Origin of the sequence: Sulfurimonas sp., assembly GCF_028714975.1 — a bacterium.
Taxonomy (GTDB): domain Bacteria; phylum Campylobacterota; class Campylobacteria; order Campylobacterales; family Sulfurimonadaceae; genus Sulfurimonas.
On record NZ_JAQTLH010000008.1, the window covers coordinates 85,874 to 97,718 of the forward strand.

The window sequence follows — 11,845 nt, forward strand, 5'->3', positions numbered from 1 at the left end:
TTTTTAAATTTTATTTTTGTTATTATATCATTGAATCGGTTGATTTTTTTTAAATGAATTTTATGCAAGATAAATTCATTTAAACTCTTTAACTACTTTACTTAGCTCAATAGTCGGCGGACTGGGAAGATTTGGGTAGACTGTTTTAACTGCATCCGTCGCCCATTGAGGGTAGATTCTAAAGTTTAGTTTTATTGTTGCTTCAAGCGGATATTGAACATTTTTGTTTATTTCATAGCTTTCAACCCTTTTTTCTCCTGCGGGTATTCTTGTATCGCTAAGCAGCTTTTTATATTTCCAAAAAAGAAGTCCTACGGGCTTGCCATCTTCATCGCCGAATACTTTTTGAAACAGTCTACTGCCGATTTCTATGTTGCCGTCATCTTTTAGTTTACCGCTTGAGAGAACTACATTGCCGTTTTTGTCTTTAACGGTAATATCAAGCCAGAGCTCTCTAAAATCAGCAGCTCCCGTAGGCAGATGATGTCCTGCACCTATGTTTGTAACGCCTACAACTAATTTCCCCTCTTTTAAATCTACATCAAGTTTTGCAGAAGTTTTGAGAAGTTGTATGGTCTGATCTTCATGTGTTTTATTTTTTAGCCCTGATAAAAAGTGGTTTGAACCGCTAAAATAGTGAACTTTAACATCATCTTTTATAACTCCGCCATCCGTTGAAACAGCTTTAAGAGGTGAGAATTTATTGTTTTGCAGATTTGTCATATGGCAATCTATACATGTTTTATGTTTGCTTTTATCTTTTGGATTGTTGTATGGTGATTTTTCCCATTCGGCAAAGGTAGATACGATTTTTATATCTGTTTTTGGGTGAAACTCATCGTGGCATGAGGCACAATACTTACTCTCTTTATAGAGTGGATTTGAGTAACTTTTTTTATGAACATCCGGGTTTGAGTTTATTAACTTTTCATTAAACCAACGCCCCATGTCTGAAGTGCTATCTTCAAATGCATATTTTTTGCGATCAAGAGAGAGGCTGAATGAAGCATTGCCTTTGCTCTGTGCTTTTGTGATTTGATGGCATGTTATACAGGAGACACCCTCTTCAACTCTGAAGTTACCCTGAGCTTTAAAATCACTCTTAAGTGTTTTTGCATTTTTTTCAAACATCTCATTACTTAAAAAGTTTCCTTCCATTGCATGGGTAGTTTTGCCCAGACCTGTGGCAATGCCGCTCGGATTGTGACAACCCATGCACCATTTACGAAACTCTTGTCCCTCAACTTCACCGGCTAATGTTTCCATTACCATATAGTATGGATTTGAACCTGCCATATGCTTATGGTTGGAGTCGCTCCACTGCTCAAAAATATCGTTATGACATGATTTGCACTTTATGGAGTTTGTCCAATCTTCACTGTGATGAGCATCTTTTTTGCCCTCAATCTCTGTTAGGGATAATTTAGGAGTTTGTGCATAAAGAGGGGCAAAAGAGATAAGTGAAGCCAAAATTATCTGTAAACTTATGTTTGGTTTTTGCTGCTTGTTTGTATGATAAATAAAGAAAAAAATCAAAATAAACGAGCCGTATAGATGAAGATTAAACGAGAGAGTTCCAAATATATCTCCGCCGCGATTGCCTATAAAAAATAGATAAAACCCGCTAAGAGTAAGTAGTGAAATTGTGCATAAAAGCAGCCATCCGTCTATACTTCTTACATTTTTAACAAAAAAATAGTTTTGTATATGTTTGTAAATAAAAGGTGCAATCAAAAAGAGCATCATTACAATGGATATAACGATATGCAGCGCTTGAATGATTTTAAAATTTTCCCAAGCGATGTCAAGAAGTTTTAATTGCAATACTCCCGTGAAAAACATTACAAAAACTAGAATTTTTATATATATGGTTTTCATCTATACTCCTTTATACCGTAATCTACAATGTCGCCCTCAAGAGTTCGCAAAAATGCTACTATTTCATCAATTTGTTCAAGTGTCAGATGACGACCCAACTGATGTCTTGCCATTACATCTACGGCTTCTCTAATTTTTGGTACTGCTCCGTTATGAAAATATGGGGAAGTTTTTGTGACATTTCGTAAAATAGGCACTCTAAAAAGATGCCTGTTGTTTTTACCTAAATATCCTCCGCTATTTTCAAAAGGAAATTCGCTATCAAGCCTTTTAAGCTGAGGAACTATTTCAAAATTTAGTTTTAAATCATAAACTTGCGCGAACTCTCTAAGCGGAAATCTCTGTATGCTTTGACCTCCAAAGCTTATATCGCTGTGACAGCCTTTGCATCCAAAATTTATGAAATTTGCCAATCCTCTTTTTGCTTCATGGCTCATAGCAGAGTTATCTCCTTCTAAAAATCTATCATAATCGCCTCTTGTAACAAGAGTTTTTACATAGGCTTCTATTGCTTTTGTTGTATTTTCAAAACTAATGCCGTCATTAAAAACTTCTCCAAATTTATCTACATATTTAGGATTTTGGTTTACTCTGGCTTCTACTTCTTTAGGTGTAAGATTCATTTTATGATGATCTTGGAGTGAATTTGCGCTCTGTTCTTTTATGCTGCTTATCTCGCCGCTCCACGAAAAATATTTTGCAAATGCCGAGTTTAAAATAGTTTGGGTGTTGAGAAGATATGGGTGTTCTGCGCCACCGTCTCCTTGCGAAAATGTAAATCTATCAACTCCGCTTTGATCTTGGAGATGGCAAGCAGCACAGTTGGTGACCTCTTGATCTTTTTTAGTGAGTGTATCAAGCAGTACGCCTCTGTTTTTTATATCTTTGTCAAATGAGTGACACGAGGCGCAACTTGTTTTTTTGTTTTTTGAGAGGTTTGTATCAAAAAAAAGTTCGGAGCCAAGCGCTATTTTTTGCGGTGTCATAGGATTGGATGTATCATCAACTAACTTCAATAATTTTTCAAATGAATCAGGAACGGGTTTTAAACCTCTCTCTAACGCCAACTCTCTTAACTTCTCATCATTATACTCCGGAATCTTTTTTGGAGGCGTCAAAAATGATATAGTCAATATAATACTCATGACTACAATAGCGATGAGAAGTGCATTAAAGAGTAGTTTTTTCATCTAAATTCCAAAAGTATCTTTGATTTTTTGTTCAAACTCTTTATCGCTTAGCGCTTTTCTTAGCGGAACGAATGTTGTAGCTTCACCGCCGACAGGTATCGCTATGGCTGCATCTTCATTTTCAATAATCATTTTTATTGCATCGGCAATCGGTTGCGGGCTTGGTCCTTCGTTGATAGCTTTTGCAACAATCGGAACAAAGTGAGATACCAAATCTTTGTACGGTGAATTTTGGCTTGTCGTTTGTGCGTTTGCAACTAAACCTTTTTTTACAAAGTTTGTGCCGAAAAGTCCTGATTGGATAGAGTGAACTCTTATACCAAAAGGGAGCGTTTCAAATCTAAGCGAGTCAACAATCCCCTCAACGGCATACTTTGAAGCATTATAGTGAGATAAAAGCGGAAGCCCCATTTTGCCCAAAAACGAACTGATGTTTATGATAACTCCGCTCTTTGCTTCTCTCATATGTGGAAGAACTTCCCTTGTTGTTTTGATAAGCCCAAAAACATTTACATCAAACTGATTAAACATCTCCTCATCAGTTCCCTCTTCAAGAGTTGCTAAAAGCCCATAACCTGCATTGTTTACAAGCACGTCGATTTTACCTTCGTTTTTTATAATTGTTTTTACTGCGTTTTTTATGGTATCTGTTTTTGTAACATCTATATAGATATGCTTAAGGTTGCCGTTACCGACTTTTACATTTTCATCTCTTGAACCTGCATAAACGATGTATCCGTTATCAGATAAAAATTTTGCACTAAGCTCACCCATCCCCGAAGTAGCACCCGTGATTAAAACTACTTTTGACATATAAAACTCCTAAAATTTGATATTTAAAGTATATGAAAAAAAGAGGTAGTTAATCAAGCTATTTTTAGCAGTAGAAGAATTTTATTTTAGCACTAATAGGATTTTATGAATTTTTTTTAAGCAAATCTTTCGGATAGACTCCGTATGTTTGGAAAAAAAGCTTTGAGAAGTGTCCTTGATGTTTGTATCCCACCTCTTTTGCTATTTCGCCTATGTTTAATACCTGCTCTTTTAAAAGAAGATTTGCTTTTTCAAGGCGAAGTTTTTGCACATACTCATAAATGGTGGTTTTGTATACTTTTTTAAAAACCTTTTTCAGTTTTGATTCATTTGTGGCGCACATATGGGCAAGTATCTCAATGGTAGGCGGTTTTGTAAAATTTTTAAGCAGAATCTCTTTTGCATTTTTAGATATACATAGCTCATCCTCCGCCAAGTGCTTATCCGGCATATAGAGAAGATTAAGCCTTTGTATAATAAACTCTAAAATATTATGTTCACATGTGATGCTCTTCATAGTGGAATCAGACTTAATATTTATGATTTTATCAATTATATATAAGCTAAGAGCATCAATCGGTTGGGTGTTTATAAGTCTACTTGTAATATTTTCTTGAAGTAGATTGTACAAAAAATCTATGGGTTCGTTAGGATTTGTGCTTAGATATCTTTTGAGAAAAAAATCTGCAATGCACAGCAGAAAGATATCTGTTGTTTTGCTCTCGTTTGCACTAATCGTTAAATCTTGTTTAGATGAAGCGACTATATTTATGGTGTTTTGATTTAAATAAAATTCACTTTTTTCAATATTGTCAACTATTTTAACTGCTCCATCTTTTACTACACAAATCGCTACCATTCTATCAAGATTTTTAAAGTGGGTTTGGATTTTAGTTTGAGTCGTATGTATGTCTAAAAAAAAGATACCGTTTGAGATATCTACTCTTTTAATATACTCATTTTTACTATTTAAAAGTTCTGTAACTCTATATTTTGTGCTGGTAATATTAAAAAACAGACTCTCCATTATAAGTTGTAATACTCCACAACTCGCCTCTCAAAATCTTCATCGCTCAACTCTTTTTTCATAGGAATAAATTTTTTAGCTTTATCACCGACTGTTGCATGAGCGCTAAATTTAGGGTTTTGGATTATTTCTAAAATCATATCTGCTACTTCCTCTGCGCTATTTCCGTTGTTTATCTGCTCAACTATAATCGGAGCCAGATTTGAAACAAGAGCTGAGTACGGGGACTCTTTATCAAATGTTTTGGCGTTTGTAACAAGATTTTCTCGTGCAAATTTTGTATCAAAAAAACCGGGCATGATAGAGTGAACTCTAATGTTAAAATCTTTTAACTCATAACGCAAGGAGTCGGTTATACCCTCAACAGCGTACTTGCTAGAGTTATATAGAGTCAAAAGCGGCAAGCCGATTTTTCCAAGAAATGAACTTATATTTATGATTACTCCGCTACGCTGTTCTCTCATTATGGGAATGGTGCTTTTACAAACTCGCAGAACCCCAAACACATTGATGTTAAATTGGTTGTACATCTCATCTTCCGTGACATCTTCTACGGTTGAGACCAAGCCATAACCGGCATTGTTTACAAGAACATCAATTTTTTTATGTTTTTGTTTTATAAATTCTATCGCTTTTGTTATGCTTTGCTGATTTGTCAAATCGAGTTCTATGGGGATAATATTGCTATTTTTTAGATTTTTAAACTCTTTTACATCTCTAGTTCCTGCATAAACTACAAAACCTTTTGTTGATAAAAGGTCTACAGATGCTCTTCCCATGCCGGAACTGGCACCTGTGATTAAAATTATATTTGACATTTAAAATACCTTTTATTATCTCATATTAATCAAATGATTATATCATACCGAGAAATAAAAAAAATTGTAAAAGTAGAGAAAAAAATGGATTTTTTTAAGTATATTCACGCGGTTGGAACAGGTGTTAAGGGAAATAGAGATTTAACTCTTGCCGAGTCAAAAGAGATGATGGAGTCTGTTTTAAAACAAGAAGTTCACGGTGAACAGATAGCCGCATTTTTACTCGGATGGAGATTAAAACCTGAGACAACAGAGGAGTTTAGGGGAGTTGTCGAAGCGTGCGATATGTTTATAAAAAAAACAACCGTGCCAAATACGATAGAGCTTGGATACCCTTTTGACGGAAAAGTAAATAACCCTTTTATGTTTCCATTAGTAGGAAAAATTTTAGAGAATTCAGAGCTCGGGCTTGTTGTCGTCGGAGATGATTTGGCACCGGCAAAAGCAGGAATAACCCTAAAAGAGGTTGCAACAAATATAGAACTGAATAAAAATATTCACTATTTTGACAGAGCAGATTTTTTTAAAGAGATGCATGATTTAACGGGCATTCGTATGAGGCTCGGTCTTCGAACGGGTTTTAACACTATCGAAAAAATAACGGGTGTTGCTTCCAGCGAGTTTGCAATTACGGGTGTTTTTCATAAACCGTTTGTAAAAAAATATGTTGAGGTTTTTTCTCATAGATATAAGAGATTTGCTCTTATTCAAGGAAATGAAGGCACCCCTGAGCTTTTTAGCAAAGGTCGTTTATGGGTTGCAAACGATGGCGAGGTTGAAGAGTTTATAATTGACCCGCAGCATTACGGTATAAACTACACAAAATCTTGGGAAAAAATAACTCTTGATGAGTCGATAGAACAGCTAAACAATCCATCGGAAGAGTTTTTAAAATTAGCACGCTTAAATGCAGCCGTTTACCTTTTTGTAGCACAAAAAGCTTCTAGCATAGATGAAGCTTTTGAAAAATTAAATGGATAAATTTTCTAACCATATAAAAAATATTCTGCATGGCTTTTTTTTGGCAATCGGCACGACGATTGCCGAACCCTCGACAATTTTACCGCTTATAGTAAACTACTTCGGCGGCAGCTCTATGCTTGTAGGGTTCTTTGCGGCGCTTCTTCGCGGAGGGGCGATAATAGTACAGCTTTTCGCAGCTTTTCATGCACAAAGTTATCAGTTAATGATGCCTTATCTTCGCCGAATATTTTTTATTAGATTTTTATCGTGGTTTTTAATAGGCGTAGCAATTACCGTCTTTGGTGAAAACTATCCGAATATAACACTTGCTTCTATCGGTTTTGGCTTGTTTATGTTTTCATTTAGCGCAGGTTTTGCCGCGATATACTTTAGAGAGATTATGGCAAAGATTTTTAGTCATAAATTTCGCGGAAAAACTATGGCGTATAGGCAGTTTTTTAGCGGTGCGGGAGGACTTTTAAGCGGAGCTTTGGCTGCTTGGATTTTAGAATCGTTTGAAGCACCGCAAAGTTACGGGTATCTCTTTATAATCAGCTCGTTTATTATGGGTTTTGGGTATTTGGCATTTGCTTTGGTGGATGAACCGATAAAAGAGCAAACTTCAAAAAAAGAGGGTTCGTTTAGGGATTTTTTACATAATTCATACACACTTTTAAAAGCAGACAAGCGACTTCAGTTTCAAACCGCAACTTTTCTTTTGGCTTACGGCTATCTTATCGCTCTGCCGTTTATAATTTTAGATGCACAGCAAAAGATAAATCTTGACGGTGTAGCAATCGGTTCTTTGATTACGACTCAAATGGTCGGCGCCATGCTTAGCAATTTTTTGTGGGGGAGTCTTAGCGGAAGAGGGAAAGATAAACTTACGGCAATAATTTCTATATTTCTTCAATTAGTCGCCGTATCGATGGCGTTTAATGCATCTTCGTTATTTGAATATACGGTTATTTTCTTTTTAATAGGCGCCTCAATGGACGGCAATCGCATCGCATCAAGCAATCTTATACTCAAAATTGCTCCCGCGGAAAAAAGACCCGTCTATATCGCTCTTCAGATGAATATAGTCTCTTTGGGGATGTTTTTCTCGATTGCAGGAGGTGTGATTTTGCACTATTTAAACTATAATATTTTATACGGAAGTTCTATTGCAGTGCTTCTTGGAGCGCTCTTTTTATCTTTTAAGTTAGAGGTACCATCAAGAGATTAAATACCGTAAAATCTCTTGACAAACTCTAACTCTTTTTGATTTTCAATAAAAATTTTAGCAGCAGTTTGATTGTTTTCATCCGTAACAATCACTTCGTTATTTTCAATTTTAAGATGCTCTTTTCCCCAATTTTTTTCAAGCTCATCTAGTCTGTGGTAAAAATCGCTTGCATTAGGTTTCTCTTTTAAATCTTTTTTTGCATCATTTCGTTTGTCTACAATAGCCAAACCTCCGATTCGTTTCTCCACTATATATGGACTATAAACTTTTATAGCCTTATAGATACGATCCTCTTTTGGATCTGGCATAGCACGCTGCATAGAGAGCACTCCTAAAATTAAAAAGGCTGTGAAAAATCCAAATATTAAAGCTTTTTTTACATTCATTTACTTACTCCAACTTCTTATATAGTCTTGTGCTTTTTTATCAAGCATTTTCATTCTCTCTTTGCCTTTTGGCAAAGTTTTTCTTAACTCTTTCATCTCTTGCAGAAAACCACTTATACTTGAGGGAATAAGATTTTGAAGGTATATTTTCAAGTGCTTTGCCATTGCGGGAGATGCTCCCGATGTTGAAATAGCAATTGTCAAATCATCTTTTTTTATATAAGACGGAAAGATAAAATCACAATACTCAACTGAATCAACAGAGTTACAAAGGCAATTATACTGTTTTGATTCAGCAAATATTTCTGCTTGAAGAGGGATGTCGTCAACAGCGATAATAACTATGGTAAAATCCTTAATATCGCCCTTTTGATAGCCTCTTTTTTCAAAATTTAGATTATTTTCTTCTATAACTCTCTTCATATCTTGAGAAAAATCAAGAGCGATTATAGAGATATCGGAAGTAAAATCTAAAAGATGTTCCAACTTTTCATAAGCTATGTGCCCGCCGCCGACAATTAAGATTTTTTTATTGTCTAGTTTTAAAAAAGCGGGGAAATAACTCATTTTTTTTCTTTTTATGCATTTTTTGTGCGACATAATATCATACTTTTTTGAAAACTCTTATTGATAAAAATCAACTTGGATTAATTGAAATTACATTACAATCGACAAAATGAAAGTATGGATGGAACGATAATAGATGAAAGACGAAATTTTATCACGAATTCAGAAGAAATTTCCTTTGGTTGAGAGACCTTTTAAGGAAATAGCAGATGAACTCAACATGAGTGAAGATGAGGTTCTTAGCATTTTGCAAGAGCAGAAAAAGAGTAATATTATCCGTCAAACATCACCGATATTTGATACTAAAAGACTTGGATATGTATCTTCTTTGGTAGCGTTTAAGATACCATCCCAAAAGATAAGCGATGCCGTAAAAATAATAAATTCACATCCAGGCATCTCACATAATTATGAGAGAAATCATGATTTTAATATCTGGTTTACGGTTGCAGTTTCTCCAAACTCTAAACTTGGACTAGAAAAAACGGTTGAAATTTTGGCAGAAGTTACCGGTGCCGAGGATTACATTATACTGCCTACGCTTAAACTATTTAAGATAAATGTAAAGCTCAATACAACCGGAAAAGATGAGAAAAAAGAGGAAGTAAGAAGAGTCAAACATACAGACATAGAGCTAACACCGCTTCACCATGCCGTTATTAGATATGCTCAGTACGATATAGAGATGATTGAAGAGCCGTTTAAAAAAATTGTTGATACGCTGGGTATTGATTATAATACATTTTTTGGGATTTTAAACGAGCTGCAAGAAGCGGGCGTTATGAGAAGATTTGCTTCAATCCTTAACCATAGAAAAGCAGGCTTTAGCGCAAATGCAATGGTTGTATGGGATGTCGATGAAGAAAACGGAGAATCTATCGGGGAGAAGGCTGCCGCATTTAGTGCCGTTTCTCACTGTTATCTTCGTCCAAAATATCCGAATTGGCAATATAATCTCTTTACGATGGTTCACGGAAAAACCACCGATGAGACAAATGATATTATTAAAGAGATGGCGCAAGAGATAGAAGCAAAAAGCTATATGCCGCTTTATAGTTCAAGAGAGTTTAAAAAAGTGCGAATTGAGTATTTTACGCCTGAGTTTGAAGCTTGGGAAGAAAAATATAGCAATATTTGACAAAATAGTGTCAAATTATAAAATTAAGGAATAGAAATGGAACTTTTTTTAGAATTAGAGATAGTATATCTAATCATCGGTATCTTTATATTGAGTATAGCAGCAGTTGTAACGACAAGAGATTTTATGCCAAAGGGCGCATTTAAAAAAGGAATGTTAGGCGTAGGTGCAGCTATGTCTTTAATGATAGCTTTTCACTACGGTATGACAACAAAAAGAATGAACGGAATTGAAGAGATTTTCAACTCCGGAGAGACCGTTATTTGTGAAAACAAAATGCGCAGAACGATTTCAAGGTCTGTGCTTTTATCCAAAGAACTTGGCTGGAAACTTGAAGATCATCTCTTTAAAAATAGTGATTATGAGAGAGATTTTCACACCTCAAGATGTGTAGAGTGGATTGGAAGCAAGCCTCAGTTGGAAGAAGCGGCAAAAGAAGAGGCAGCAAAAGAAACTCCTAGCAAAGAGGCTAAGCAGTAGATGGCGATTTTAAAGCGATATGCACTAGCTATATTTTTTTTACTATTAGTCTCTTTTTTGATGCTTCTTGGCACCATGGGTGTGAAAAGTTTTGGCGAAAAGATGATTGAAGATACGGGAATCGAGATGAAACCAAGAGGGGAGAATTTAACAAAATGAGTTTAACAATTATACTTAGCGTAGCTATATTAGTGAGTGTGGTATTTCACTTTGCCGGAGTCTATGTGGGTGCCAAAAAAACTGTTTGGCTTATGCTTTTGATCATGTGGGCGGGAACTATAGGTATGGCTATGAGCAATATTAAGGCTAAAGGATATAAAGAGATTGAGAGTATGAAGGGTCAGTTTAGCGATACGGATAAACTTATCGAAGAGGCGATGCCTGAAGTCACAATTTATGAAATGTTAGTTATCAAAAAAAGCTATAACACAAATAAACATAAAAATGAGCAGTAAAAGAAGTATAGGTATCATAGGGTGCGGTTGGCTTGGAAAACCGCTCTCTTGCGAGCTTGCAAATGATTTTTCCTTAGAGTGTTTTTCAAGAGAAAACACGACTGACACCTCTGCCCTTTGGCAGAGCGATACCATTATAATCGCCATCCACACAAAAGATAACTACATAAAAACCCTGCAAAAGATTCTTACATTAGCTAAACCGACATCTAATTTTGTTTTAATGAGTTCAACTTCCATATATAGAGAGTTTGACTCTGCCGTAGATGAGAGTGCAATCATTACGAAAACATCACTCATAAAAGAGGCTGAAGACCTGCTGCTTAACTCAAAAAAGAGTGTTTTAGTGCTTAGGCTCGGCGGACTTATGGGAGAAGACAGGGTTGCGGGAAGATGGAAGAGTGCGACTGATTTTAGCGACGGATTTGTAAACTATATCCATAGAGATGATGTTATAAGTATTGTAAAGTTAATGATGCAAAAAGGTATAACGGAGGGGATATATAATCTAGTCGCGCCAAACCATCCGCTTCGCTCCGAAATTCATCAAAAAAATAGCGAAGATTTCGGATTTGCTCTTGGAACATTTGAGGGTATGACAAAGAGAGTGATTATCTCAGATAAGCTGGTAAAAGATTTGGATTACACATTTTTGCACCCAAATCCGCTAAACTTTTGGAGCTAATTGCTTCTTGCTAACGCAGCAAAATCAATCTCCTCTTTTCTCTCTTCTTGCGCTTTTTTATCCTCTTCGTAACTGCCTGTGCTAAAGATATACTCACTGCTTTTTAGTACGCACCCTTTTATGCCGGGAGAGCACTCTTTTTTTAGCAATTTACAGTAACCTTTATAATCATGTTGGCATGTCCATCCCATAATAAGCCTCGCATCTTATAAATTAA

Annotated in this window: 15 protein-coding genes; 7 read left to right on the plus strand and 8 right to left on the minus strand. The window is 35.7% G+C overall.

Annotated elements, in window-relative coordinates:
* Window positions 1–75: 75 nt before the first annotated feature.
* From PHQ93_RS08275 to PHQ93_RS08295, 5 genes are all read right to left on the minus strand, one after another.
* Complete coding sequence (locus tag PHQ93_RS08275) at window positions 76–1,878, minus strand: multiheme c-type cytochrome (protein WP_299943023.1); 1,803 nt, start codon at window positions 1,876–1,878, stop codon at window positions 76–78.
* Window positions 1,875–3,068, minus strand: a complete 1,194-nt coding sequence (locus PHQ93_RS08280) for a cytochrome c peroxidase (protein ID WP_299943025.1) — start codon at window positions 3,066–3,068, stop codon at window positions 1,875–1,877. Before PHQ93_RS08280 ends, PHQ93_RS08275 begins: the two co-directional genes overlap by 4 nt.
* On the minus strand, window positions 3,069–3,881 hold the full coding sequence (locus PHQ93_RS08285; RefSeq protein WP_299943027.1) for an SDR family oxidoreductase: 813 nt from the start codon (window positions 3,879–3,881) through the stop codon (window positions 3,069–3,071).
* Window positions 3,882–3,984: 103 nt separating this feature from the next.
* On the minus strand, window positions 3,985–4,908 hold the full coding sequence (locus tag PHQ93_RS08290; protein WP_299943029.1) for a helix-turn-helix transcriptional regulator: 924 nt from the start codon (window positions 4,906–4,908) through the stop codon (window positions 3,985–3,987).
* The gene (locus PHQ93_RS08295) at window positions 4,908–5,726 is read right to left on the minus strand and encodes an SDR family oxidoreductase (protein WP_299943031.1); all 819 of its coding nucleotides are present in this window, start codon (window positions 5,724–5,726) and stop codon (window positions 4,908–4,910) included. Before PHQ93_RS08295 ends, PHQ93_RS08290 begins: the two co-directional genes overlap by 1 nt.
* 84 nt (window positions 5,727–5,810) lie before the next feature.
* Here PHQ93_RS08295 and PHQ93_RS08300 point away from each other — a divergent pair, with 84 nt between their 5' ends.
* On the plus strand, window positions 5,811–6,707 hold the full coding sequence (locus PHQ93_RS08300) for a glycosyl transferase (RefSeq protein WP_299943033.1): 897 nt from the start codon (window positions 5,811–5,813) through the stop codon (window positions 6,705–6,707).
* Window positions 6,700–7,917 (plus strand): MFS transporter, encoded by a 1,218-nt coding sequence (locus PHQ93_RS08305; protein ID WP_299943036.1) that lies wholly within the window; start codon window positions 6,700–6,702, stop codon window positions 7,915–7,917. Before PHQ93_RS08300 ends, PHQ93_RS08305 begins: the two co-directional genes overlap by 8 nt.
* Here PHQ93_RS08305 and PHQ93_RS08310 read toward each other — a convergent pair.
* Window positions 7,914–8,303: a hypothetical protein gene (locus PHQ93_RS08310; RefSeq protein WP_299943038.1), complete on the minus strand. Its 390-nt coding sequence runs from the start codon at window positions 8,301–8,303 to the stop codon at window positions 7,914–7,916. The two genes, PHQ93_RS08305 and PHQ93_RS08310, sit on opposite strands and share 4 nt — an antisense overlap.
* Window positions 8,304–8,870 carry a bifunctional precorrin-2 dehydrogenase/sirohydrochlorin ferrochelatase gene (locus PHQ93_RS08315; RefSeq protein WP_299943040.1) on the minus strand — a complete coding sequence of 189 codons (567 nt, stop codon included), beginning with the start codon at window positions 8,868–8,870 and terminating at the stop codon, window positions 8,304–8,306.
* A 136-nt stretch (window positions 8,871–9,006) separates the two neighbouring features.
* Here PHQ93_RS08315 and PHQ93_RS08320 point away from each other — a divergent pair, with 136 nt between their 5' ends.
* From PHQ93_RS08320 to PHQ93_RS08340, 5 genes are read left to right on the plus strand one after another with little or no spacing between them, the layout of a single operon-like run.
* Window positions 9,007–10,008: an Lrp/AsnC family transcriptional regulator gene (locus PHQ93_RS08320; RefSeq protein ID WP_299943042.1), complete on the plus strand. Its 1,002-nt coding sequence runs from the start codon at window positions 9,007–9,009 to the stop codon at window positions 10,006–10,008.
* Between the two features lie 36 nt (window positions 10,009–10,044).
* On the plus strand, window positions 10,045–10,488 hold the full coding sequence (locus tag PHQ93_RS08325; RefSeq protein ID WP_299943044.1) for a hypothetical protein: 444 nt from the start codon (window positions 10,045–10,047) through the stop codon (window positions 10,486–10,488).
* Entirely contained in the window at window positions 10,489–10,647 is a 159-nt protein-coding gene (locus PHQ93_RS08330; RefSeq protein WP_299915121.1) for a hypothetical protein, read from the plus strand.
* Window positions 10,644–10,943: a hypothetical protein gene (locus PHQ93_RS08335; RefSeq protein ID WP_299943046.1), complete on the plus strand. Its 300-nt coding sequence runs from the start codon at window positions 10,644–10,646 to the stop codon at window positions 10,941–10,943. Before PHQ93_RS08330 ends, PHQ93_RS08335 begins: the two co-directional genes overlap by 4 nt.
* Complete coding sequence (locus PHQ93_RS08340) at window positions 10,933–11,628, plus strand: hypothetical protein (RefSeq protein WP_299943048.1); 696 nt, start codon at window positions 10,933–10,935, stop codon at window positions 11,626–11,628. Before PHQ93_RS08335 ends, PHQ93_RS08340 begins: the two co-directional genes overlap by 11 nt.
* On the opposite strand, the gene PHQ93_RS08345 is transcribed toward PHQ93_RS08340, so the two are convergent.
* A complete protein-coding gene (locus tag PHQ93_RS08345) occupies window positions 11,625–11,819 on the minus strand; it encodes a hypothetical protein (RefSeq protein ID WP_299943050.1) in 195 nt (64 codons plus the stop codon). The genes PHQ93_RS08340 and PHQ93_RS08345 overlap by 4 nt on opposite strands.
* Between the last annotated feature and the right edge of the window lie 26 nt (window positions 11,820–11,845).